Annotated in this window: 20 protein-coding genes and 1 pseudogene; 7 read left to right on the top strand and 14 right to left on the bottom strand. The window is 72.5% G+C overall.

What is annotated here, in order from left to right; genetic code table 11:
- Positions 1-9: 9 nt before the first annotated feature.
- From HF519_RS30420 to HF519_RS11020, 7 genes are all read right to left on the bottom strand, one after another.
- Positions 10-630: a hypothetical protein gene (locus HF519_RS30420; protein ID WP_211169860.1), complete on the bottom strand. Its 621-nt coding sequence runs from the start codon at positions 628-630 to the stop codon at positions 10-12.
- Positions 627-3,800, bottom strand: coding sequence for an ATP-binding protein (locus tag HF519_RS32320; protein ID WP_312860044.1), 3,174 nt, complete (start codon positions 3,798-3,800; stop codon positions 627-629). Before HF519_RS32320 ends, HF519_RS30420 begins: the two co-directional genes overlap by 4 nt.
- Positions 3,801-3,969: 169 nt before the next feature.
- A complete protein-coding gene (locus HF519_RS11045) occupies positions 3,970-4,347 on the bottom strand; it encodes an ATP-binding protein DrrA1-3 family domain-containing protein (protein ID WP_169412812.1) in 378 nt (125 codons plus the stop codon).
- Between the two features lie 183 nt (positions 4,348-4,530).
- A complete protein-coding gene (locus tag HF519_RS11040; protein WP_169412810.1) occupies positions 4,531-5,994 on the bottom strand; it encodes a protein adenylyltransferase SelO in 1,464 nt (487 codons plus the stop codon).
- 308 nt (positions 5,995-6,302) lie between these two features.
- Complete coding sequence (rox, locus tag HF519_RS11035; protein WP_169412808.1) at positions 6,303-7,805, bottom strand: rifampin monooxygenase; 1,503 nt, start codon at positions 7,803-7,805, stop codon at positions 6,303-6,305.
- Positions 7,806-8,494: 689 nt separating this feature from the next.
- Entirely contained in the window at positions 8,495-9,250 is a 756-nt protein-coding gene (locus HF519_RS33270; RefSeq protein ID WP_246243154.1) for a glycosyltransferase, read from the bottom strand.
- A gap of 523 nt (positions 9,251-9,773) precedes the next feature.
- Entirely contained in the window at positions 9,774-10,364 is a 591-nt protein-coding gene (locus HF519_RS11020) for a TetR/AcrR family transcriptional regulator (RefSeq protein ID WP_169412802.1), read from the bottom strand.
- 274 nt (positions 10,365-10,638) lie between these two features.
- Here HF519_RS11020 and HF519_RS11015 point away from each other — a divergent pair, with 274 nt between their 5' ends.
- Positions 10,639-10,917, top strand: coding sequence for an AbrB/MazE/SpoVT family DNA-binding domain-containing protein (locus tag HF519_RS11015; protein ID WP_169412801.1), 279 nt, complete (start codon positions 10,639-10,641; stop codon positions 10,915-10,917).
- Positions 10,914-11,312, top strand: coding sequence for a type II toxin-antitoxin system VapC family toxin (locus HF519_RS11010; protein ID WP_211169859.1), 399 nt, complete (start codon positions 10,914-10,916; stop codon positions 11,310-11,312). Before HF519_RS11015 ends, HF519_RS11010 begins: the two co-directional genes overlap by 4 nt.
- Positions 11,313-11,549: 237 nt before the next feature.
- Here HF519_RS11010 and HF519_RS11005 read toward each other — a convergent pair whose 3' ends face one another.
- The 6 genes and pseudogenes from HF519_RS11005 to HF519_RS10980 form a co-directional block, all read right to left on the bottom strand.
- Positions 11,550-12,920 carry an FAD-binding oxidoreductase gene (locus HF519_RS11005; protein WP_169412799.1) on the bottom strand — a complete coding sequence of 457 codons (1,371 nt, stop codon included), beginning with the start codon at positions 12,918-12,920 and terminating at the stop codon, positions 11,550-11,552.
- A gap of 471 nt (positions 12,921-13,391) precedes the next feature.
- Complete coding sequence (locus HF519_RS11000) at positions 13,392-13,943, bottom strand: PIN domain-containing protein (protein ID WP_169412797.1); 552 nt, start codon at positions 13,941-13,943, stop codon at positions 13,392-13,394.
- Between the two features lies 1 nt (position 13,944).
- Positions 13,945-14,403 (bottom strand): helix-turn-helix domain-containing protein, encoded by a 459-nt coding sequence (locus HF519_RS10995; protein WP_169412795.1) that lies wholly within the window; start codon positions 14,401-14,403, stop codon positions 13,945-13,947.
- A 295-nt stretch (positions 14,404-14,698) separates the two neighbouring features.
- A pseudogene (locus HF519_RS10990) lies at positions 14,699-16,133 on the bottom strand (ISNCY family transposase).
- 135 nt (positions 16,134-16,268) lie between these two features.
- Entirely contained in the window at positions 16,269-17,114 is an 846-nt protein-coding gene (locus HF519_RS10985) for a helix-turn-helix domain-containing protein (RefSeq protein WP_169412793.1), read from the bottom strand.
- An 11-nt stretch (positions 17,115-17,125) separates the two neighbouring features.
- On the bottom strand, positions 17,126-17,887 hold the full coding sequence (locus HF519_RS10980) for a DUF6879 family protein (protein WP_169412791.1): 762 nt from the start codon (positions 17,885-17,887) through the stop codon (positions 17,126-17,128).
- A 499-nt stretch (positions 17,888-18,386) separates the two neighbouring features.
- Here HF519_RS10980 and HF519_RS10975 point away from each other — a divergent pair, with 499 nt between their 5' ends.
- From HF519_RS10975 to HF519_RS10960, 4 genes are all read left to right on the top strand, one after another.
- On the top strand, positions 18,387-18,695 hold the full coding sequence (locus HF519_RS10975) for a hypothetical protein (RefSeq protein ID WP_169412790.1): 309 nt from the start codon (positions 18,387-18,389) through the stop codon (positions 18,693-18,695).
- Positions 18,696-18,881: 186 nt separating this feature from the next.
- Positions 18,882-20,009, top strand: a complete 1,128-nt coding sequence (locus tag HF519_RS10970; protein ID WP_169412788.1) for a hypothetical protein — start codon at positions 18,882-18,884, stop codon at positions 20,007-20,009.
- A complete protein-coding gene (locus HF519_RS10965) occupies positions 20,006-21,769 on the top strand; it encodes a type IV secretory system conjugative DNA transfer family protein (protein WP_169412786.1) in 1,764 nt (587 codons plus the stop codon). Before HF519_RS10970 ends, HF519_RS10965 begins: the two co-directional genes overlap by 4 nt.
- Positions 21,766-22,659 carry a hypothetical protein gene (locus tag HF519_RS10960; RefSeq protein ID WP_169412784.1) on the top strand — a complete coding sequence of 298 codons (894 nt, stop codon included), beginning with the start codon at positions 21,766-21,768 and terminating at the stop codon, positions 22,657-22,659. The genes HF519_RS10965 and HF519_RS10960 overlap by 4 nt, the downstream gene beginning before the upstream one ends.
- Positions 22,660-22,883: 224 nt before the next feature.
- On the opposite strand, the gene HF519_RS32815 is transcribed toward HF519_RS10960, so the two are convergent.
- The gene (locus HF519_RS32815; protein ID WP_169412782.1) at positions 22,884-23,054 is read right to left on the bottom strand and encodes a hypothetical protein; all 171 of its coding nucleotides are present in this window, start codon (positions 23,052-23,054) and stop codon (positions 22,884-22,886) included.
- A gap of 66 nt (positions 23,055-23,120) precedes the next feature.
- On the opposite strand from HF519_RS32815, the gene HF519_RS10950 reads away from it, so the two are divergent.
- Positions 23,121-24,590 carry a type IV secretory system conjugative DNA transfer family protein gene (locus HF519_RS10950; RefSeq protein ID WP_169412780.1) on the top strand — a complete coding sequence of 490 codons (1,470 nt, stop codon included), beginning with the start codon at positions 23,121-23,123 and terminating at the stop codon, positions 24,588-24,590.
- Positions 24,591-24,606 lie beyond the last annotated feature (16 nt).

Below are 24,606 nucleotides of genomic sequence, written 5' to 3'. Positions count from 1 at the left end.
CCGTGGACCCTAGGCGGAGGCGTCGGCACCTTCGACCCGGCCACCGGGGAGGCCGTCCTCCGCGCCGCTGCGGTCTTGTCCGGCCTGGTCGCCGGCATACTGGTCGGTATCGTCGCGGGTGGGGTGGTCCTCCTGCTCACCCGCTTCGCCCCGCCGGGTCCGGCGGCGACTGATCAGTGAGGCCCGGTCGATGCTGTCGGCGAGCAGCCGACGATCACGACTCGCGGACCACCAGATGGCGTTGAACAGGATCGCCGCCAGTTCGAATGCACTGCCCTGGAGGCAACCGCGGTGCGCTGCCCTTGCCCGTCGCGGAACGCCTGCGCCAGAACCGAGGCAGCGAACGGCAGGAACGCGATGTCCATCAGCGGCACGGTGTTCAGGAACAGCACGGTGTTCAGGAACGGTGTTCAGGAACAGCATCACCCGATCGGCACTCCGGATGTGGTCGAACAGGACGTGCAGCAGACGCCCGGTGTCCGGCGGGCGGATCTCCAGGTCGACCTTCCCATTCCGCGAACAGATTCCGACACCGCCCAAGTGTGCGGGACCGGAGGCCGCCGCACGCGCAGCCGAGCGGGTGCGTCGACCGCTCGAACCCGCCGCCTGCGCACCGACCTGCAGGCTCACCTCCCGGAGGCCACCGGATCAGCGTCGATGGCGCGTCCCTGCGCGAGGGCCCTCGCGAAGGCCTCCTCGCCGAGCAGCGCCGTCGCGCCGGCGCAGGCGCGGTCGGCGTCGGCCTGCTCGACGGCGTCGGCGGGCCGCTGGGTGCGGTCCCGCTCGGCGGCGGCCGCGGCGAGCATCCGGGCCGCCTCGAGCCCGTCGCCACCGGCGGCCGCGACGCAGGCCAGTCCCTCCAGCGCGGCGGCCCGGGCGATCGGGCCGCCGAGTTCCAGCGCGCGCCGGTGGGCGGTCTCCGCGGCGGCGAGATCGCCGGAGATCTCGAGCACGTGGCCGAGCTGGGTGATCAGCGTGGCCGCCAGGCCGGTGATCCCCGCGGCGACGAGCTGGTCGGCGGCGACGGCGAGCGTGTCCCGGGCGGCGGCCAGCTCGCCGCGGCGGCGGGCCACGACGGCGCGCGCGAGGGCGGCGAACGCCGCGCCGGGGCCGGTGCCGAGCCGCCGCGCGGTGTCCTCGGCCTGCGCGCACAGGCGCAGGGCGCGGGCCGGGTCGCCGGACAGCAGCGCGCAGTAGGCCAGGTCGGCCTGCATCCACTGCAGGGTCAGCAGCAACCCGAGCTCGGCGGCGATCGCGGCGGAGCGCTCGATGACCGGCACGGCGTCGGCAGTCCGCCCGGCCCACCGCAGTGCCGTACCGAGGTGGCCCAGCACCGCGGACTGGCCCCACCCGTCGCCGAGCTGCGCGAAGCCGGCCGCCGCCTGCTCGGCCAGCCGCTCGGCGTCGCCGAACGGGATGGTCCGCGCCCGGAACCCGATCTCGGCCCGGACGAACGTGGCCAGCGCCAGCCCCCACGCGTCGTCGGTGCCGCGCAGCGCCTCCTCCGCGGTGGCGAGCAGCTGCTCGGCCCCCTCCGGGTCGGTCCCGCCGACGCCTTCGACGGCCAGCAGGACGCGCGCGTAGGCCGCCGGCTCCGCGGCGCCCGCCTCCTCGGCGGCGGCCAGGCTCGCGGCCGCCTCCTGCGCGCAACGGGCGCTGGGGTGCACCACGCACGCCCCGGGCCGCCACACCAGCGAGGCCGCCTGGTGGGCAACGGCGCGGGCCGCGGGTGACCCGCCGGCCGTCACGCCCAAGACGGCGTCGACGAAGCGGCGGCCCTCGTCGTGGCGGCCGAAGTACCACCACCAGCCCAGGGCCCCCACCAGCCGCAGGCCCACGTCCGGTGCGTCGGTGGCATGCTCGAGCGCCCACGCCAGCGCCGCATCGATGTTGTCGCGCTCCGCGCGCAGCCGCGCCAGCGCGGTGTTCTGGCCGCGGCTGCGCAGCTGCGGGGCGGCGGCCTCGGCGAGGGCCAGCACCGCCTCGGCGTGCCGACGGCCGACCGCGGCCCGCTCGCCGGCGGCGTCGAGGAGCCGCCCGGCGTAGGCGCGCACGGTTTCCAGCATGCGGAACCGGCCGTCGCTGCCGTGTGCGCCGACCACCAGCGACCGGGCCACCAGCCGGCCGAGCACGTCCAGCACCGTGCCGTTGCGCAGCGGCGCCCCGGCGCACGCGGCCTCCGCCTGCTCCAGGGTCCAGCCCCCGCGGAACACCGCCAGGCGCCGGAACAGGACCTGCTCGTCGGCGTCGAGCAGGGCGTGGCTCCAGTCGAGGGTCGCCTGCAGCGTGCGGTGCCGCGCGGCCGCCGTGCGCGGCCCGGCGGTGAGCAGCGCGAACCGGTCCGACAGGCGCTCGGCGATCTGCTCGACCGGCAGGACCGCGACCCGGGCCGCGGCGAGCTCCAGCGCCAGCGGCAGCCCGTCGAGCCGGCGGCAGATCTCCGCGACCGTGCCGACGGTGGACCCGTCGAGCACGAACGCCGGGTTCACCGACCACGCCCGCTCGGCGAACAGCCGGACCGCGTCGTTGGCGGCCAGCTCGTCCGCGCTCGCCCCGGCCGGCGGGACGGGCAGCGGTCGCACCGGGAGCTGCACCTCCCCGGGCACCGCCAGGGGTTCGCGGCTGCTGGCCAGCACGTGCAGCGACGGGCACCCTGCGAGCAGCCGCTCGACCAACGCGGCGCACGCGTCGACGACGTGCTCGCAGTTGTCCACGACCAGGAGCAGGTGGCTGCCGTGCAGGGCGGCGGTGAGCCGTTCGACCGGGTCGACCGCGGCGTCGCCGGCCAGCCCGAGCGCGTCGAGCACCGCGGCCGGGACCCGGGCCGGGTCCTCCACACCGGCCAGCTCCACCAGCGCGACCCCGTCGCGGAACCGGTCGGCCACCGCGCGGGCCGCCTCGGTGGCGAGCGTCGTCTTCCCTGCGCCGCCCGGCCCGGTCAGGGTGACCAGCCGCCGCGCCTGGCACAGCGTCGTCGCCCGCTCCAGCTCCTCGTCGCGCCCGAGCACCGTGGTCAGCCGCGCGGGCAGCGACGCCGTGGGGCGGGGCGCCGGGGCGGGCGGCGCGGCGAGGTCGGGATTCTGGCGAAGGACGGCGTCGCGCACCGCCTCCAGCTCCGGCGACGGGTCCAGCCCGAGCTGATCGGCCAGCGATCGGCGGAGATCGGCGTACACCTCCAGCGCCTCGGCCTGCCGCCCCGCCTGGTACAGCGCGGTCATCTGCCGGCCGCGCAACCGCTCGCGCAGCGGGTGCGCGGCCGCCAGCAGCTCCAGCTCGGCGAGCACCTCGGCGCCGCGACCGGCGGCCAGCCGCAGCTGCGCACGCTCCTCGATCGCAGTCAGCCGCAGCTCGGCCAGCCGGGCCTGCTCGAGCTCGGCCCAACCGCTGCCGGAGAACTCGTCCAGCGGCTCACCGCGCCACAGTCCGAGCGCCTCCGTGTAGAGCTGCTCGGCCCGGCGCGGGCCGGGCTCCTGTCGGGCCCGCTCCACCAGCTCCGCGACCCGCAGCGCGTCCACCCGGTCCGGCCCGACCGCGAGCAGGTAGCCCGGGGCGCGGGTCGTCACGACATCGGCGGCGCCCGCCGCCGCGAGCGCCCGCCGCAGCTTCGACACCCGCGTCTGCAGTGCGTTGCCCGGGTCGTCCGGAAGCTCGGCGCCCCACAGGTCGTCGATCAGCCACCCCGCCGACACCACCTGCCCGGCCCGCAGCGCCAGCAGGGCCAGCAGGGCCCGCTCACCGGCGCGACCGACGCTGCGGACCTGCCCGTCCAGCACCACGTCGACCGGGCCAAGGACCCGCACCTCGATCAACTGCCCCGCCTCTCGTGCTCGCGGGGCCCGCGGCCGTCGGCCGGACCCTCAACGCACAACCTTCACCAACGATAGGCACGGCGGCGGGGCGCGACGCCGGCCAGCGGGTGGAGGAGCCGTCCCGCGAGAACCGGGCTCGGATGGCGGTGCCGGAAGCGGATCAGCGCGCGTAGAGCGTGCGGACCAGGTCCTCGATCGACGGCTCGTCCACCGACACGTCCCGCAGTGCCACGCGCCGGGCCACGGCCGCGATCAGTTCGGCCGCCGTCGTGCCCGTCGTGAACTCCAGTCGCTGGCGCAGCCCGTCCGCCTCGACGGTCACATCCACCACGCCGGGCAGGCCGGAGAGGGGTGGTGCCGGTTCGGTCAGCTCGACGACCAGGGCCCGGTTGCCGGCGAACTGCCGGCGCAGCGTGGCCAGGTCGTCGTCCACCAGGACTCTGCCGTGATCGATCACGATCACCCGGGGACAGAGCCGCTCGACGTCGGGAAGGTCGTGCGTGGTGAGCAGCAGCGTCACGTCGCCGCGGGCGTTCACGGTGGACAGGAACGAGCGCAGGCGCTCCTTGCTCGCGATTGACGAAGGGCAGCCGAGGCTTCTCCCCTGCCACGAAAGGTGCTCTGGTGCCATTCCGTCGACGCACGCGACCTTCTGGCCCTTGAAGCGCACCTTGTCGGCCAGGACCGGTCGCGGCCTGGCCCGGCCGGGGCCGGTCTCACCTCAGGTGCCGCAGTAGGTCACATGGGGAACGGAGCCCATCGGTGCCGGCTCGCGGTAGCCCTCCAGGCCGGGACGCTCGACGAACGGGCGGGCGAGCACCTCGACCAGCCGGACGAAGGGCCCCATGTCGCCGTCGGTCGCGGCGGCCAGCGCCTCCTCCACGCGATGGTTGCGCGGGATGTAGGCCGGGTTGACCCGGTCCATGGACGCCGCCGCGGCGGCCCGGTCCGGGGGCAGCAGCGCCTGCCACCGCCCCGCCCACGCGTCGAACGCCTCCGGTTCGGCGAACAGGGCTCGCACGGGTTCCGGGCGTGCCCGCAGGTGCGACGACAACGCCCGGAAGAACCGTGTGAAGTCGACCTGCTGTGCGTTCAGCAGCGCCAGCAGGTCCTGGGTCAGCTGCCCATCGGCCGCGTCGAGGCCGAGTTTCGCGGCCATCCCGTCGGCCGCGTACCGGTCGTAACGCTCGGCGAACGAGTTCACCGCGTCGGTGGCGGCCTCGACCGCTGCGTCGGTGCTCTCGTCGATCAGCGGCAGCAACGTCTCCCCCAGACGCGCCAGGTTCCACTGCGCGATACGCGGCTGGTTCCCAAACGCGTAGCGGCCACCGTGGTCGATCGAGCTGAACACCGTCGCCGGGCTGAAGGCGTCCATGAACGCGCAGGGCCCGTAGTCGATGGTCTCCCCGGAGATCGTCATGTTGTCGGTGTTCATCACGCCGTGGACGAACCCCACGAGCATCCAGCGCGCCACGAGCGCGGCCTGCACATCCACCACGCGGCGGTACAACTCCAGGTACGGGTTCTGCGCCCCTGCCGCCTCGGGGTGATGGCGCGCGATCGCGTAGTCGGCCAGCTTCTGCACGAGCGCCGGGCCCCCGGACGCGGCGGCGTACTGGAACGTGCCGACGCGCAGGTGACTCGCGGCAACCCGGGCGAGCACCGCACCCGGCAGCCTCCTCTCCCGGACGACCTCCTCACCGGTGGCCACCACCGCGAGCCCGCGGGTCGTCGGGATGCCGAGCGCGTGCATCGCCTCCCCCATCAGGTACTCGCGCAGCATCGGCCCGACCGCCGCCTTCCCGTCACCGCCCCGCGCGAACGGGGTGCGACCCGAGCCCTTCAGGTGCAGGTCGCGGCGCTGCCCCCGGCTGTCGACGAGCTCGCCGATCAGCAGCGCCCGGCCGTCACCGAGCCGAGGCACGTACGAGCCGAACTGGTGCCCGGCGTAGGCCTGGGCGACCGGGGACACCCCGTCCGGCACCCCGCTCCCGACCAGCAGCGCGACCCCCGCCGGCTCCCGCAACGCGTCCGGGCCGCTGCCCAGCTCCATGGCCAGTTCCTCGTTGAGCACCAGCAGCTCGGGGGCCGGCACCGGCGCCGCCGTCCACGGCACGCACAGGCCGGGCAGCTCACGGGCGAAGGAGTCGTCGAACTCGAACAGCACCCGGGCGGCGACGGTCATGAACCCGAGGCTACGTGGCCGAGCGAGTGCCCGGGCCGAGCCGCCCCGGGGTTAGACCAGGTCCGGGCCGCGCCTTGCCTCCCGTACGGCCATCACCGATCAACCGGCCGGCCAAGCGCGGGTGAACCCGCCGCAGGGCATTCGCCAGCCCAACCCGACCGTCGGCACACCACTCTGGTGGACGCCACTTCAGGCCGCCTATCGCGTACAACAATGCAGCCTTCTTACGGGTCTCTGTCAGGAGGGTGCCCTGCCGACTACTCCGGCCGAGTGATTCTCGCGACTGTGAATCCGAAGGTTCGAATCCTTCACCTGCCACACCCGCGGGCTACAGCCCCTGACCAGCGTAAACGCGGGTCAGGGGCTGTTCTCGTGCTGCCGGCGCTCAGCCCACGGCTGCCGAACCACTTCGCCAGGTGGCCCACCAGGTCCTCCTGGTCCTCACCGACCCACGCCACGTGCCCATCTGGCCGCAGCAGCGCCGCCGGCACGTCCAGCTCCTCGCTCACGTCGACGACGTGGTCGACTCGGTCCGACCACCCCGCCACCGAGTGCTGCCCGGTCTGGTCCAGCAGCAGCCCGCGCCCGTCGTGCATCAGGCCGTAGAGGTGGCCCCGCTTGAGCTGCAGGTCCCGCATCCGTCGGCCGAGCAGGGGGTGATCGCCGCCGAAGTCGTAGCGCACGCCGATCGCGATGATCTTCTCGGTCAGATGCCGGTTCACATCCTCGAAGTCCATGAGTTCCGACAGCAGCCGGCGCACCGCTTGCGCGCCCGGCTCGGTGGACATCAGCACCGCCTGTGCGCGGGTGTTGTCCAGGACGTCCGCGGCGACCGGGTGCCGCTCGGCCTCGTAGCTGTCCAGCAGCCCCTCCGGCGCCCAGCCAGCGACCTCGGCGGCCAGCTTCCAGCCCAGGTTAAACGCGTCCTGGATGCCGAGGTTGAGGCCCTGGCCGCCCATCGGGGGATGGACGTGCGCGGCGTCGCCGGCCAGCAGGACGCGGCCGACGCGGTAGCGCTCGGCCTGCCGGGTGGCGTCGCCGAAGCGGGACAGCCAACGCGGGGAGTGCACGCCGAAGTCGGTGCCGGCGTACGCCCGCAGCTGCCGCTTGAACTCCTCCAGCGTCGGCGGCACCGCGCGATCCTTGGCCACCCCGTCCGCGGGCACGACGACGCGGTACCTCCCATCGCCCACGGGATCGAGGCCGAACCGCTTCTCGGTCTCGCGGATCTCGGCCACCACGGCGGCCACGGTCTCCGGCGCGGCCGTCACCTCCATCTCGCCCAGCAGCGTCTCGAGCTTGGCGGCCTCGCCGGGGAAGTCCACGCCGAGCAGCTTGCGCACCGTGCTGCGGCCGCCGTCGCAGCCGACGAGGTAGCGCGCACGCAGCTGCGTGCCGTCGGCCAGGTCGGCGGTCACCGCGTCGTCGTCCTGGCTCAGCCCGAGCAGCTCGCAGCCGCGCCGGACCTCGGCGCCGAGCTCGACGGCGTGCTCGGTCAGCAGCCGGTCGGTGAGCGGCTGCGGGATGCCGAGCACGTAGCCGTGCGCTGAATCCAGCCGCTCGGGTGCAGGTTTGGTGATGGCCGCGAAGAAGCCCCCGAGCGGGTACTTCCGGCCGTTCGCGAGGAACCGCTCCAGCAGGCCGCGCTGGTCCATCACCTCGATGCTGCGCGCGTGCAGCCCGAGCGAGCGGACGTACTCGGCCGGTGCCCCTTCCTTCTCCAGGACGAGCACGTGCACGCCGTGCAACCGCAGCTCACCGGCCAGCATCATCCCGGTCGGTCCGCCACCAACAATGATCACATCGAACAAGAAATACCCCGATCGAAGAATTGCGCTTCGCAAATCCGGATCTGCTCGTATCCGGGTCCGGCCGGAGATTCTGCGGCACAACCCGGGTCTTGCTGCAAGACCCCCGGTGGGCTATACGTTGATAGTGGCGGGGAGTGCATGGCGTTCTGCCCGGCCCGAGGCCCCGCCGTGGTCGAGGTCGTGGTGCCGTTCAGACTCATCCCGCTGGGGGAGCAGACGGTCTCGTCGGCGCTGACCGGCGTGCTGATCGCGACCGAACCGAACGCTGCTTCAACCGGCTCAAGCAGTTCCGCGCCCTGGCCACCCGCTATGCGAAGCGAGCCGCCTACTACCGCGCAGAGATCATCATCGTCGCGATCGTGTTGTCGCGGCGCACCGACTTACAGGACACGACCTAGTAGCAAGTTCCTGAGATTCCCGGTTCATTCGCAGGCACCGGGCGGCGTGGGAAGGGACGCGAAAGCACCTCTGCTCCGCCAGAGCCGGTCGGGCTCCAAGAGTGCCTGGATCAGCGTCGTTGCCTCGTCGTGACCGAGATCGGAATCATGATCATCGTGTGAGGATGACCGCAAGGCTCCAACACCAGCCGGTCGCACCCGAGCGTCAGTGGGCTTCGAGAGAGACGGTCCTCAGCCATCGGGCGGTCGTCCCGCCATACCCCTCGCGGCGGGACGACCGAGATGACGGGCTCAAGTCCTCGCGTGGTCATCGACCGGCCGGGCGAGGTTCTCGAGTTCGGTGACGGCGGCCGTGCTTTGCGCGTCGCCCCTGATGGGCCCGGCCAGATGACGGGCCCGCTGGGTGAACGACGGCTCGTCGAGCAGGCGGCGGACGCCAGCCGCGATCGTGGTGGGCTTGGCGGAGGGCTTGAGCCGAAGACCGATCCCGGCGGCGACGACGCGAGCGCCATTGTTCAGCTGATCGCGGCCGAGCGGAATGACCAGCTGGGGTACCCCGGCGGCGGCGGCCTTGATGACGGTGCCGTGCCCGCCGTGGCTGACCACGGCGGCGCACTGAGGCAGGATTTCGCGGTGCGGGGCGGCGGCGACGACGTGGACGCGGTCGGTCCCCGGTACCTCGGCGGGGTCGATCTCGGGGCCAGTGGTGACCAGCCCGCGAACCGGCAATGTGTCGAGCGCCGCGACGACACGACGCAGCAGATCACCCTGGTTCATGAACGTCGACGACATCCCGACCAGCACGAGCGGCTCATCACCGGGCGGCAGCTCGACGGGCTCGACCCACACCGGGTCGTCGAGCTGCGGGCCCACGTAGCGCACATTGGCCGGCAGCTCGGTCGGAAAGTCGAACGCCGGTGAGGTCAACACCAGGATCCGGGCCACCCGCGTGTACTGATCGTGGATATGCCGCAGGGAGGGGAGCTCGAGGTCGGCCCGCGTGGCATTGAGTGGAGCGAGCCCGCGATCCCACAGCTTCGTGGCCATCGAGTTCACCGCCGCGTCACGGAGGCGACCGAGCGGCGTTCTGGCCGGGAGCCACGGCGTGCCGAACGGGGGTATGTCGCGGGCGGGCAAGGCGAGGCAGTTGGGCATGGTCACTGCGCACGGGACGCCCCGGGCCTCGGCGGCGGCCATCCCGCCGAGCATCAGCATGCTGGAGACCAGGACGTCGGAGCCGCACTCGTCGAGTGCTGCCCCGACCTCCCGGGCATACACAGCCGAGGGGCCGGCGATGATCCGATCGACCAGCCTTCCGATGATCTGTGGTGGGCTGGACAGGTCGGCGTCGCTAAACGGGTCGGGATCCTGTGGCGAACGCCGATGCGGAACCTCTCGCCAGGCCCGGAACGACGCTCCGGCGGCCTCCACCCCTTTCCGCAGGGGAGGACCGGCGAGCACGACGACCCGATGCCCGCGTTCAGCGAGCTTGCGGACCAGGGCGAGCTCCGGTGGCACGCTGCCGCCGGCATCCCAAACCGTCACGAGGTAGTCCATCTCGCACCTTCTCTTACCCGGGCGGGGCGAGCGCCCCGCGAACCAGCCGTTCCATGACACGGGCGGTCTCGGCCAGGGAGGCGCCGAGGTCGCGGCGGAGCAACTTCCACAGGTAGACGTCGGTGGCCGCGTAGAGCGCGAGGAGCATCGTCCGGCGGGCACGGGAATCGCTCGGCAGCAACGCGCCGAAGGTCTCCTCCAACCAAGCCTGGTGGTGTTCGCGGCCCATCCGCGAGACCTCGGCCAGCGCCGGGATTCGGTCCTCGAGGGCCAATGTCCGGATGTTGAGATCGCCCATCATCTCGTACTGACGTAGCACCACCCGGACCGCGGAGCGGGGGTCGCCGGCGCGGGCGGTGGCCCGTAGCGAGTCGATCTCCCGAGAGAACTCGGTGGCGAACTCGACGACCAGGCCTTCCTTGGAGCCGAACCGGTTCAGGAGGGTCTGTGTGCTGACACCGGCCTCCGCCGCGATCGCCGCCAGCGTCACCTCCTCGTACGGGGCCCCCAGGAAGCGGACCCGCGCGGCGTCGAGGATCCGCCGGTGCGTCTGCTCCGCGGCCGCCGCCCGTGCCGTCATCCGGTACCCACGCGTAGTTTTCATTGGCACGAGAGTCAAGCGTTGACTTGGGTGTCAGTCAAGCGAAAGATGACGGCGCCGAGCGGATGACCTGGTAAAACACTGCGGCGGTACGCAGAAGTGCGTACATCGCGGCTTCAGCTTCGCGCCCGCCGACGGCTGCATCATCCCGGGTAATGGGCGGGGCCCGGCCGCCATTCCGACGCCGGGGCGAGCAAGCGGCAGAAAGGCGGTCGAACCAGCTAGCCGAAGTCAGATGTGACACATACTCGTGAGAGTTGTCACATAGACTCTGCTCATGGCAGGCAATGCAGCAGATACGCCAAGCGCGGATCTCACCGTCAACGAGCAGGGCCGGGTGACGATCCCGGCGCCGATCCGGCGGGCCGCCGGGATCGAGGCCGGGGTGCCGCTGGTGGTGTATGTGGAGGACGGCCGGGTGGTCCTCGAGACCCGCGAGCAGCTCGCCGAGCGGATCCGCCGCGACGTCGCCGCCGCCTGGACCGGCGAGGGTTCGGTGGTCGACGAGCTGATCGCCGACCGGCGCGCCGAGGCGGCCCGCGAGGACCAGGCGTGACCGCCGCCGCGACGCCCGCAGTGCTGGACGCCTCCGCGGTGCTGGCCTGGCTGCGCGGCGAGCCCGGCGCCGAAGCCGTGCATCCACTGCTGGGCACCGCGGTGATCTCCGCGGCGAACTGGTCGGAGACCTGGCAGAAGCTGGCCCAGCACGGGGTCGACGCCGACCGGGCCACCACCCGGCTGCGCACCCTCGGGGTCCGGGTAGAACCGCTGACCACGGCCGACGCGGTGACCGCCGCGAAGCTATGGGCGCGCACCCGGTCCGCAGGGCTGTCCCTGGGCGATCGCTGCTGCCTGGCCCTGGGCGCCCGGCTGGCGCTGCCCACAGTCACCGCGGACACCGCCTGGGCCGGCCTGGACCTGGACGACATCACCGTCCAGGTGATCCGCTGACCCGGTCTCCCCACCCGCCTGGCACCGCTGGACGCCGCCGCGGCCGGGCTGTACGTATACCCGGTGTCGCCGCGCTTGGCGACCCGTCCGGTGGCCGACGCGCCTACGTAGCGCCGTGGAAGATCTCCGAGAGCCGTATGCGCTGCCGGCCCGCCGGCTACTGGCCCACGGCCGGTGTGACCGGCCTGGCCGGCATCGAGCTGGAGGACGATCCGGCTCGGCGGGCCATCCCAGGGTTCAGTTCGGGGCCAGGGGCGGGTGGGATCGTCGAGGCCGGCCTGCCCACTCGGTGGGAGGCACCGCGGTGCTCGTCGGGCAGGCGGTTCCCGCGGCCTCGTCGACGTGCCCGGGGTCCTCGTCTCCTTCGAGGTAGTTCACATACACACCACGGGCACCGGGGCGCAGCGACCGCCAGAGGCTGCGCGTCCATGTCGTGTGGCGATCCGGCGCGTCGCCCGGCTCCCAACTGCTCACGATGGCGGTGATCCAGAAGGCGTCCCGGTGTCCGAACGCCGTGGCGCCGGCGGGCGGTTCGGCCATCGCTCCCCCGCCGAGCCGGAGAAGGACGGCGGTCGTCGGGGATGTGACGGTCGCCCACGCGTCGAGCATCGCGTCGATGGCGCCGTCGTCGAGCACCCCGAGCATGTCCGAGCGGACGTAGTAGCAGCGCCCCGGGGGCGTCAGAGGGTCCATCCAGCGCTGCAGGGCGAGGTAGTCGAGCGGTCCGACGTCGTCGACCGCCGGTCGACCGATGGTGCGGAGCTGCTCGAGCTGCTGCCTCCCGGCGGCTCCGGTCCCGAAGCACACGGGGAAGACGACGAGCGCCCGTGCTCCTCGGACCTCCGCGGGGAGTGCTGGGTCAGGAGGAAGTGTCGCCAGCGCCACGTTGAGCGACATCTCGCGGGCGGCGGTCAGGGCCCACTCCTGCACTGCTCGCAGCACCTCCGGCGCCTGATCGGCCGGATAGAGCAGCGGTCCTCCGAGGATGCGATCCACGGGGTGCAGCCGGAAGCCGAACTCGGTGACGACGCCGAAGTTCCCGCCACCGCCTCGTAGGGCCCACAGCAGATCGGCGTCGTCCTCCGCACTCGCTCGGACCAGCCGCCCGTCCGCCGTGACCACGTCCGCCGAGACGAGGTTGTCGCTGCTGAGACCGTGCAGTCTGGACAGCCAGCCGATCCCGCCGCCGAGGGTCAGACCGCCGACCCCGGTGTCGGAGACCTCGCCGCCGGGTGTGGCGAGGCCGAACGCCTGTGCCTCGGCGTCGAACTCTCCCCAGGTCGCGCCGCCCTGCACCCAGGCCGTGCGTGTCCTCGGATCGACTCGGACGGCGCGCATCGGCGAGAGATCCACCACGAGCCCGTCGTCGCAGGTCGAGAACCCGGGCCCGCTGTGGCCGCCACCTCGAACCGCCACGGTCATCCCGCGCGACCGGGCGTGTCGCAGCGCGCCGATCACATCCGCTGCTCCCGTACACCGGGCGATCAGCGCGGGCCTGCGGTCGATCGCCGCGTTCCACACCCCGCGGGCCTGCTCGTAGTCGGGCGAAGTGGGATCGAGGACGCTGCCACGGAACCCGGAGATGCTGGTCGAGAGCGTGCTGGTCATGGTCGCCCCTTCCGCGTCGGAGATGCTCGACCACAATGGCGCCGCGACCACCGTCGCCACGAGGGCACATGCACGTACTGAGCCGACGACCACACGTACCTTGAGGCTCTCCCGAGCCGCCGACGACCAGTCGATCCCCGCGGACCGAGAAACACTGTCCTGTCTCAGCGAAGCTGGTACCGGCGCACCGGGGGCCTGGCACCGCGTCTCAGCCAGTTGGCACTCGTCTCACCTGAAGTTGGCACGGCGGCCTGCCAAGATCACGTCGCTCCCGTTCATGCGAACGGAGACTGTGGGGTGCTTCGGACCGGCCTGCGGGCCGCTACGGAGACGAGGCAGCGACGACACGGCCGGCTTCGTCGTCGGCTTCCTCCCGCACGGCATCCGCGCGCCCGCGTACGGTGCGGCGCGCCCTGGCGCAGAACCGCGGCCGTCACCGATCCGCACGCTGTGCCAGGCGTCCGAGGGCTGTTAGGAGCGGAGCGCGGCGACGGACTCGACCAGCCCACAGCGGCTGAGTCCGGTGAGCACCTCATCGACACTCAGCGGTGGCTTGCTCGTCGAGTCGGCGATGCGCTGGACCTCGCCGAAGACGGCCTTCGGATGGAGGTCGACGAGGTCGTGCACGAATTCGTCGGGGTGCTGGGCTTCGATCTGCCATTGGCTCAGCGCAGGTGGGGGGAAGTCCTTGAGGTTGGTGGTGACGATGACCTGCGCATGCGCCTTGATCGCGGCCGCGAGGACATGACGATCGTTCGCGTCCGGTAGTTCGAGCATCGGGATCAGGGGTTCATAGCCGGTGATCAGGACGTCACGGATCGCCCGGCCCATGCGCTCGCGCGTGCGGTCGAGCAGCGCAGGGTCCAGGTCCGGGCGGTTTTCCTTCAGGTTGCGGAAGGTCTCCTCGAGGATCTCGTTCGTCCACTTCGCCTGCACCAAACCTGCCTGCGCGACCCGGATGAGCAGGTCGCGCAGGAGGCTGGGGTAGAGCACGCATGCGTCATAGACGACTACGAAGGCCACGTCAGAGCAGGCCCATCTCCTGGCTCAGCGAGGAGAGTTCGTCGGCGGCCGCGCGGCGGTCGCGGTCGTCCTCGCGTAGGTAGGCGATCAGTGACTCGGCCTTGATCCGGCGGTGCTTGCCGACCTTGCGGTACTCGATCTCGCCCGCGTCGAGCAGTCCGATGAGGAACGGACGACTGACGTTGAGCATGTCGGCGGCCTGCTGGGTCGTCAGTTCCGCATGGGAGGGGACGACGGAGACGCCTTGGCCCTTGGCCATGTGCGCGAGGATGCGGGCCAGCAGTTCGACCGCCCCCCGCGGGACGGTCAGGGAGTCTTGGCGCTCGTCGTCGACGACCAGTCGCACAGCTTCATGGCCCGGGTGTCGGGTCAGGTAGTCCTTGACGTGCGGGAGCGCCTCGACTGCGGTGGTGACGTCGGTGTCGTCCGGGCGGACCGGGTCGAGCAGTAGGGATGCCATGACGCCTCCTGGCCTCTCTGTGTCGCTAGCGGCCGCCGCGGGCATGCGGCGGCCGCTAGATGCACTATCCGCAATAAACGCAGTAACCGCAACACCGGACCCGCGAGCTGTCTTGCAAGGGCCCATGAGGTCGGCCATCCGAGCACGAGGACGTGGCCCGTCGTCGAGCTGGCGACCGTCCTGCGACCAAGGTCGGGAATCGACTAGCTACTTCGACCTGAAGAAGGCCGATTGCGCTGATTCGGGATGGTCAGGGACGAGCGGCGGAGGATGTTGATCTCCGTCTGGTGGTCGATCACGCGGCGAGGGCTGCGATCTTGACCAGGTTGTGGGCCAGGACCCCGTGGCCGGTCCAGATCCGGGCTCCGTCGAGGTCATCAAGGCGGGTGCGGTCCCAGCCGTACTGCCGTTTGAGGGTGCTGATCCGGGCTTCGCTGCCGGTGCGCCATTTGACGGTTCTGCGAAACGCGCGGCGGTGCTCGTGGGCTTGGCGGGCCTTGCCCGGTCGGCCTTTCCTCGGGATCACCACGGTCCGGATGCCGAGCTCGTGCAGGTCGTTCTCGACGCTGGCTTCGCCGTAGCCGCGGTCGGCGGTGACGGTGCGCGGGCGCCGGTGCGGCGGATGACCCGGCCGACGGCCGGGGCCAGTCGGGGTGCGTCGGCGGGGTTGCCGCGTTCGACGGTGTGGTCGAGCACGATGCCGTCGTCGTTGTCCACGACCTGGGCCTTGTAGCCGAACTCCACCGGGCGTCCGAGCCGGCCCTTGGCGATCGGGCGGGCATCACCCTCGTGCAGGCTGACCCGCCGGGTGGCGCCGTCGGGGACGACCCCGGCGAGGCATTGGCGGGTCTGCGCGGCGATCCGCCGGGTGGCGTCGAGCAGCCCGGTCAGGTCGGTGATCGCCCGGCGCAGCCGCCCGCGGCGGCGGCCCGCGGCCGGGTCGTGGCGCCCGGTCTCGGCGAGCTGCTCGGCCCTGGCCTGCGCGCGGCGCAGCGCCGGCGGGCGTTGGTCAGCAGCTGCTCGGCGTCGGCGGCGGCGCGTTCGGCCAGCCCGGCCAGCTCCCCGGTGATCCGCCGGACCACCGCCTGGGCCTGGTCGCGGCCCGGCGCCGCGCGCAGCCGCAGCCTCGTGCCGATCTCGCGGGCACGGGCACCGGCCGAGCGGCTGCGGTCCCGAACCCGGGTGTGGGTGGCGCCGCCGGCGGCCTGTACTCGCCGCCCGGCCGCGGCGATTCGCCGCACCGCCGTGGCCAGCAACCCCGAGTCGGTCGGGTAGGCGACGTCGGCCGGGACCACGGTGGTGTCCGCGCGCAGCCGGGCGGTGCGCAGCAGCTTGGCCTCGGCGGCCGTGGCCAGCAGCGCCTCGTTGCAGCCGTCGACCGCGGCGGTGCCGCAGCGGGTGGTGAGCTTCATCAGCGTCGTCGGATGCGGCACCCGCCCGTCGAGCGGGATCCGGCAGAACCGCCGCCAGGTGATCGAGTCGGCCACCTCGCGGCACAAGCTCTCATAGCCCAGCCGGTAACGGAACTTGAGGAACATCAACCGCAGGTAGACCTCCATCGGCGTGGACGGCCGACCCAGCCGCGGATCGAAGAACCCCGCGAACGGGGCGAAGAACACCGGATCGTCCAGCAGCGCGTCGACCCGCGCCAGCTCCGCGGGCAGCCGAAGCACCTCGTCGGGGAGCACGGCCTCCCACAAGCTCAGCTCGACTGCCCGCGTCCGCAGCATCCCGCCCCCGTTTCCCCAGCTCACGGCGCTACCGGGGCATTCTCCCGCCCATCCGACCGCGAGCGTGGGAGGCGCGCGGGACTATTTGTGCAGGTCAGGGCCTTGCGGCGCTGCTACTTCTTCAGGTCGAAGTAGCTAGTGCAACAGCCGGCGGTAGTCGTCGGCGATACCCGCAAGGACATCGCCAGCAGCGTCTCCGAAGAACGCCAGAGTTTCGATCCGATCGAACCGAGTAATGTACTCGGCCACGTCCCGCGGCGCGGTGAGGATGCTCGTCCCCGCATCGGTGGCTGTGATGACGGCGCGCTCGTCGTGCAGGTCGAACGAGGTCGTGGTCACGAAGTTGGCCTGGACGTGCCAGGGGATGATCCCGATTCTGACGGGGCCGGGGCGGCGGGCCCGGCCCGCCAGTTGGTCGAGCTGTTCGGCCATGCCCTCGGGGCCCAGTAGGTTCCAGCGGACCGCGCCCTCGGTGACGATCAGGGTGAACTGGCGGTCTCCCAGCTCGTTCAGCAGCTTCTGCCGCTCGAGCCGGGCAGCGATACCCGCTTCGACCTCCTCGGGCGGCCGGCCACTGGACTGGAAGATGACCCGGGCGTAGTCGGGGCTCTGAACGAGGCCGGGCACCATCTGCGGGCAGAACGTCCGAATGTGCTTGGACTCCCGCTCGATCTCCCCGTAGCGGCGCTGGTAGGTCGCCATGCCGCCGCGGAGGACGACCACCCGTGAGGTCCGCTGCTCGTGCAGCTCTGCAGCCAGGTCGACGAGGCGCTGGCGCTCCTCCGCCGACGCATCCAGCGCCCGCAGCAGCGCATCGGCATCCGCCTCTGTCGGAACGAGCTTTCCCTGGAGAAGCCGGGACACCTTCGCCCTGGAGAACCCGGTCGTGGCCGCGACGTCCTTGCCGGTCCGCCCGGAGGCCTCGAGTAGACGTCGGAGTGACCGGGACAGTTCGTCTCGGCCGGGCGGTTCGGTGCCCACTGGCCCCCTTTCTACGCAGCGTGGCGGTGGTATTGCCGGTGACGCTCCCACCAGGACGTGAACGGCTCGGCAGCGTCCCAGATGAATTCGGCAGCCACGATGTGCGCCGCCGGCTCGGTCAGGATGTCGAAGCCTTGGTGGCGCCCCTCGTCGTCGTAGCGGCTGCGGGCGACGTGCTCGCCGTCGAGAACGAAAAAGTCGCCGAGCTCGCCGAGCTTGGCCAGACGATCGTCGTGGGCGAGGTCGAGGATCCGGACGTCCTCCCCTGCCTCCACGGTGTAGGTGAAGCCCCACTCGAACTCGTAGCGCTCGTAATCGGAGAGTTCACCCCGCACGAGGTGGACCTTCCGCCACCGCCGGCCGGCGTCTGTGTCTGCTCGGAGGCGCTGGAGCCACGGCTCCTTCGCGGCCGCGGTCGGTGCGTCCTCCCCCCGCAGATACCGGTGGAAGTCTTGATCGTCGGAGGCGGAGGCGTACGTGCTAAGCGTCTCCAGGCGGAACAGGTCGGTGGTGTGGTGGCGGCCTACCCACTCGCCGAACTCGTCGATGGTGAGGATCGGCCGGACTCCCTGGATCAGCCTGCGGGGCACCTCGACCGCGGACTCGTGCTCGGGCATCCGGAGGCGCTCTAGCGCCTCCGGATCGGTGACGGTCGATCCCTGGACGATCACGTTCTCCCCATCCGCGGTGTCGTAGATGCGCGGGCAGTCGAAGTTGTTCGGGCAGTCGTCGGCCAACAGCCTGCTGATCCTCATGGGGCTCCCCTCCCGCACCCGGATGTCCCGGCGCGGGCGAGTCTCCCGGGTCGCACGTTGACGGTGCAACCCGGCTTGACAGATTGCATGCTCGATGTGCAATCTCAGATCGTCTCGTTGGTCGCCTGGGTTCCCCTCTCGGTACGACGAGACGCCCGGTGCCGAGGCGACGTCCCGGGACCAGAGGAAGGCCCCGGCAGGTGCTGCGAACACCTGCCGGGGCCAGTGGATCGCACGACCAGGACCTTCACGACCAGGAGGAACGATCCGTGTCCATTCTCCCTCGTGCGCTGCGCCACCCAGCACGACATCTCCGCGATCGTCTGGCCGCCCAAGACGCTGACGCCTTGGCGTGCGGCTGGACGGTGGCCACCGGCCCTCGTGGCAGCCGGACTTACCGGGACCCCCGCTGGGACCGGATCGCCGAGCTGCGAGCGGAAGCCACTCTCCGTGGCACCGCCGCTGTTCCGGCAGGGCAGCGGTGAGCGCCCGCAGCCGCTCGGGCCACCGCCCCCGCATGCCGACCACCTCGATCACCTCGCAGCTCGATGGGCTGGCCCACGAGATCGCCGAAGAGGATCTCCTCGCAGGTTCGACCACGGGCCGCTACCGGGCGGTGTGCGGGGCGTGGGTGGCGCCGACGTCGATGACCGCCGCTCCCGGCCGGCCGTGCGGGGCCTGCACGGCCGTGCTGTCTCCAGCTCCGGACCTCGCCGCCTCCGAGCAGCACTCCCGCTCGGTGTGGCGCGCGGTGTCGGTGTGGCTGCGCACCTGCTCGACCACTGTGCACGGCTCGGCCCGGCGAGGTGCGCCGTCATGGACCTGACCGCACTCGGCCCGGCCTCGACCCGCGTGCTGCTGTCCTGCACGGCCTGCCAGCACCTCTGGACGCCGGCCCCGGCCACCTGGAGCGACCCCATCAGTACCGGGTGCCCCCGCTGCGGGGGCTGGACCTGGCTCGTCACCAACGACGCCCCCTTCCGCTGCCCCGGGACCCCGAGGAGGAGACCCGATGACCGAGCTGCCCACCGGCGCTCTGGAGCGCTGGCTGACCACCTCCGAGACCGACCACCGGGCCAACGACCGGCCCAGCATCGTCGCCCTCGCCTCGCCCGCCGCCGATCCCGGAGGCAGCGAGAGCCTGGACGAGACCGCTGCGGATGAGCTGGACAAGATGCGACGCGAGCTCGCGCTGCTGCGCGGCAAGGCCGAGCTGCAGCGCGACCCAGCCTGGTTGGACGTGCTCTCGGACAAAGAAGCCGATCACGAGCGCGCTGCCGCGGAGCGGATCCGCGGCATGCGGTGCACCCAGCACGTCGCGGCCGCCACCGCCGCGGTCCGGCTGGCCGGGCGGGAGCGCCGCGCTGAACAGCGGATGGCCCGCTACGAGCTGTCCGACCGGCTCTGGCAGCGCCGCGCCCTGGCCCGGCGCACCCGGCTGCTGGACCCGACCTCGCGGCTGGCGTCACTGCAGCGCACCCACGTGCTCAGCACCGCGGCGCTGCTCGGGGGCGCGGTCGCCGGGACCGCCTGGACCTCGGTCGGCGTGCACGACGCACTGGTCGGCCCGCATGGGTCCGCGCTCGCCTACGTGGTGGAGCCGCTGTTCTCCCTGCCACTGCTGGTGATCATGATGCTGCACGCCCGCGCCGCGCAGTGGGGCCGCACCTTCCCCGCGAAGACGCACCGCACCAAGGTCTACGTCCTCGAGGCCGGGCTACTCGCCGCCACCATCCTGATCAACACCTCACCGGTGCTGCCGTGGCTGGGTACCTGGCAGAACTTCACCACGCTGCTCGCGCACCTGGCCCCACCGGTGCTCATCCTGGTCGCGGTCATCCTGCAGCCCCTGGTCGCGTCGTTCCTGGCCAGCCTCCTCGCCGAGGCCCACGTCGAGGCCGCAGACACCGGCGGACACCGGCTGGAAGCCGAAACCGTGGACACCCTGACCCTGGTCACCAAGGTCCGCACCGCGATCGCGGTCGGAGAGCTGGAGTCCTGGCAGGACACCGGGCTGCCCAGTGTGGAGGCGATCCGCCGCTACTTCGGCTGCGAGAAGCGCCGCGCCCAGGGCGTGCACGACGCGCTCGAGCTGCTCCAGCCCGACCCGGGGCCCGCCGCGGCGGGGGAGGGGCGATGAGCGTCATCGAGCGCACCCGCAACGTCGTCTCCCGTTCGGCCCCGACCCGTCTGATGGCCGCCGCCACCGCCGCGGGGGCGCTGGGGTGGGCCACCGTCCCGCTGCCGGGCCTGGACGTGGTCTCGACCGCGGCCGGGCTGGGCGCGGCCGGGCTGGCGGCCGGGGCTGCCGGGGTGCTGGGGTGGCGGCACCACCCGACGCAGAAGCTGCGCCGCCGCCTCGGCGCCGACGGCTGGCTGGATCACCGGGAGCTGCGCACCCAGGCCGGCGCCCGGGCTCTGCGCGCCCAGGCTGGCCCGGCCCGGCCCGGCCTGGCCGTCCACGCTGGGCGGGCCCCGGCTTCTGCGTTTGGCGCCCAGGTGGGCCGTCTGGTCTCCGGCCCGCTGGGGGTCCGCGGCCGCGCGGTGTATTCGCCCTGGTCGCGTGGCATCCTGCTGCTCGGCCCGCAGGGCTCGGGGAAGAGCTCCTGGCTGGTCGGCCCGATCTGCGACACCCCCGGCCCGGCCTATGTCACCAGCACCAAGACCGAGCTGGCCGACATGACCGCCCGGATCCGGGCCCGCACCGGGCCGGTGCACGTGTTCAACCCGACCGGGCTCGGGGACCTGGCCTCGACGTTCCGCTGGGACCCCGTCGCCGGCTGCACCGACCCCACCGTCGCCGAGGCCCGCGCCGCCGCGCTGGTCCGCGGCGGGGGCGGCCTGCACGGCACGGAGAACTCCGACTTCTGGGCCGCCAAGGCGACCGAGATCATCCGCTGCTACCTGCTCGCCACTGCGCTGCAGCGCCTGGACATGTCCTGGGTGATGCACTGGGCGCACCACCCCGACGACCCGACCCCGCTCGATATCCTCGAACAGCGCGCCAACGAGGTCCCGGCCGGCTGGGTCGGCACCCTCACCCAGAACATCAAGGCCTCCCACAACACCCGCACCGGCTACTTCGCCGGCGTGATTCCTGCGGTGTCGTTCATGGACAACCCCCTGGTCGCCGCCGCGTGCCGACCTGCGCCGGGGGAGCAGTTCGACATCGAGGAGTTCCTCCGTTCATCCGGCACCGTCTACGTGATCGCCGGCGAAGACGACCGCCGCATCGCCCCGCTGCTGACCGCGCTCACTGAAGCGGTGTTCACCGGGGCCAAGCGGTTCGCCGCCCGCCGGCCTGGCGGCCAGCTGGATCCGCCGTTCTCCCTGTTCCTCGACGAGATCGCTAACATCACCCCGGTCCCGCTCGACGGCTGGGCGGCGGACTCCCGGGGCTGGGGGATCACGGTGTGCGCGGTCGCCCAGGACCTGTCCCAGCTGCAGACCCGCTGGGGCCCGTCCCGGGCGAAGACAATCTTCTCCAACCTGCCCACCCGGGTGGTGCTGCCCGGCGTCGCGATCAAGGAGGACCTGGAAGCCTTGGCCTACCTCGGCGGGCAGCGTGAGGTGCTCCAGACCAGCGAAGGCCGCAGCGCCAGCGGGGATGGCCACCGGCAGACCCGGTCGACCAACCAGTCCTGGACCCGCGAGCCGGTCGTCACCGGCCACACCATCTACGGGCTGCCGCGCTGGCACGCCTACATCTTGGGTCTGAGCCCGCGCCCGGCGGTGGTGCGGTTCGAACCCGGCTACCGGCGCAGCCGCCGCGAGCTGCGCCGCCTCGACCGCACCCAACTCGCCGCCGCTCCGGTGTCCCCGACACCCGCCGAACCGGCGCCGGACGTCGCGCCCGAGCCCGTGCTGGCCGGGCGGGCCAATCGTGAGGAGCACCCGTGAGCACACCGGAGGACCCGCGCCCCGACAGGCCCGCGGGCGCCGCGTCGGATCCCGGGCCGCGCAACCCGACCCCGGGCCGCGAGCAAACCGCCCTGGCCGCGGAGGTGCGCCGCATCCGGGAGAAGGTGGACCAGACCGCCGAGCTGCACACCCAGCTGGCCGCCACCGTCTCCGAACAGCTCGCCCCCGAGCTCGGCGCACTGCGGCAGGCCACCGTAAACGAGCTCGCCTCGCTGCGCGGGGACCTCAACGAGGTCCTCAAGACCCTGAACAAGGAGAAGAACCCGCCGGTCGACTGGTTCCACCTGACCGCGGAGCAGGCCGAGGAGCAATGGTCGGTCCTCGCCCAGTGGGTCGGGGAGATCTTCGTGCCCTGGTACCGGATCACCCGCGACCAGCTGCCCGACTGCTGGGCGCTGCACCCCAACGCCCTGGTCGAGCTGTCCTGGCTGCGCAGCGCCCACGTCCAGTCCTACATCCCGTCCTCGCACCCGCACATCGCGGCCGAATGGCACGTCCGATGGAAGGCCGCCGCGCTGGACAACATCCGGGCGGCGATCCCGACCGACATGTGCCGCCCCGGTGAGCACCTGGTCTCCGAGCAGGAGTCCCGCGAGCGCGTCACCCAGTCCAACCCGCCCCCGGCACCGCCTGTGCCGGGGGAGCAGCCGTGGAATCGGCCGCCGGCCTCCGCGCCGAGCGGGCACAACTGGGACGGGGTGATCCGGACCGCGCGCCGGCAGCTGGCCGAACCCCGGCACTGGTGGCGCTTCTACGAAGAGGCTGTGCGCGAGGACCTCGACTGGCGACGCGGCCGCGACCAGCAGGCCGGCGGCCCGCAGGTTCCCCCCGCGACCGGCGACGCAGTGCCGCCTACACCTAGGCCGTAGCACCAGGCACAACAGAGCGGGGCCAGGACTTGAGGAGTCCTGGCCCCGCTCTGTTGTGCGCTTAGTGGCGTCCGTCGTGCCGGTGCGGTCAGTCTCGTCGGCGGCGCTCGATGAGCACTCTGGGGGCCGTTCTCGGACGCCACCGCTGTTCGCGCAGCTACCGACGAGGCCCGACGCCGGGCACGAGCGCGGACAACACCGCGAGCCCCACATCGATCGTCACGTCACGGAGCGGGCGCGGCTGCCGTCCAGCGCCCCGCAGGTGGCGGGATCGCGCCCGTCGGGAACGTGACGACCGTGGCACCCAGCAGCGTGACCGGCATGTCCGTCGTCGAGCCCGCGATGCTGCGGCGGATGCCCTTCGGGATGCCGATGACCGTGCCCGTAATCGACACGTCTCCCGGCCGTTTCGGCCGAGCGCGCGGCTGCGCCGCCGGATCGGGGCCGACGGCTGGCTCGACGTGCGCGAGTACCGCGCCACTGCCGGCCCGGCGGCCGTGCGCGGTGGGCTGCGCCGCCCCGGCCTGCCCGCCCGGCCGGTCTCGGCCGCGGGCGCGTGTGTGGGCCGGCTGGTCTCCGGCCCGGCGATCCTGCGCCGGCGCCCGGTCTACACGCCGTGGAAGCGGGGCGTGCTCGTGCTGGGCCCGCAGGGCTCGGGGAAGAGTTCGCTGCTGGTCGGGCCGATCCGGGAGTGCCCGGGCCCGGCCAATGTCACCAGTACCAAGACCGAGTTCGTCGACATGACCGCCGCCGACCGCGCCCAGCTCGGGCCGGTGCACGTCTTCAACCCGACCGGCCTCGGGTCCGTCGCCTCGACGCTGCGGTGGGACCCGGTCGCCGGATGCGTGGACCCGGGGACCGCGGATGCCCGGGCGCGGGCGCTGGTCCGTGGTGGGGGAGGGGCCACCGGCACCCAGAACGCGGACTTCTGGGCGGCCAAGGCCTCCGAGATCCTGCGCTGCTACCTGCTCGCGGCGGCGTTGGAGGGTCACGGGATGGGGCAGGTCATGGCCTGGGCGCTGCACCCGCAGGACCGGACCCCGGCCGGGCTGCTGTCCCAGTACGGCACGAGCGTGCCGTCGGGGTGGCTCGGCACGCTCGAGCAGAACCTGGCCGCGGCGCCCAACACGCGCTCGGGCTACTTCGCCGCGCTCGCCCCGGCGGTCGCGTTCATGGACAACCCGACCGTGGCCCAGGCGTGTCGCCCGGGCGCGGGGGAGGGCTTCGACCTCGCCGCCTACCTGCGCTCGCCGGGCACCCTCTACGTCATCGCCGGGGAGGGTGACCAGCGGATCGCCCCGCTGCTCACCGCGCTGACCGAGGCGGTGTTCAGCACCGCCAAACAGGTCGCCGCGCTCAACCCGGGCGGACAGCTCGACCCGCCGCTGGGCCTGTTCCTCGACGAGATCGCCAACATCACCCCGGTCCCGCTGGACAACTGGGCCGCGGACTCCCGCGGCTGGGGGATCACCGTCTGGGCCGTCGCCCAGGACCTCGCCCAGCTGGAAACCCGCTGGGGCCGCACCCGCGCCCACACCATCTTCGCCAACTTGCCCACCCGGATCGTCCTGCCCGGGGTCGCCGCCCGCGAGGACCTCGAGCACCTGGCCTACCTCGCCGGGCAGCGCACCGTGGTGCAGACCAGCGAAGGCCGCAGCGACAACGGTGACGGGCGCTGCACCCGCTCGCGTAACCAGTCGAAGGCCCGTGAACCGGTGGTCACCGGGCACACCATCTACGGGCTGCCCCGCTGGCACGCCTACGTCCTCGGGCTGGGTACCAAGCCGGCGATCGTCCGGTTCGAGCCCGGCTGGCGCCGCCGCCGGCGCCGGCTCCACCCGGCCCCACCGGTCCGTCGACCGGGGGAAACCCAGCGCGTCGCACCGGCCCCCCTCACCGCCGTCCCCGACCCGGTGGAGGATGCCGCCTGATGAACGACTCCACCCC

The organism is Pseudonocardia bannensis (genome assembly GCF_012911875.1).
GTDB lineage: Bacteria > Actinomycetota > Actinomycetes > Mycobacteriales > Pseudonocardiaceae > Pseudonocardia > Pseudonocardia bannensis.
This window is presented reverse-complemented; position numbering and strand designations above follow the sequence as displayed.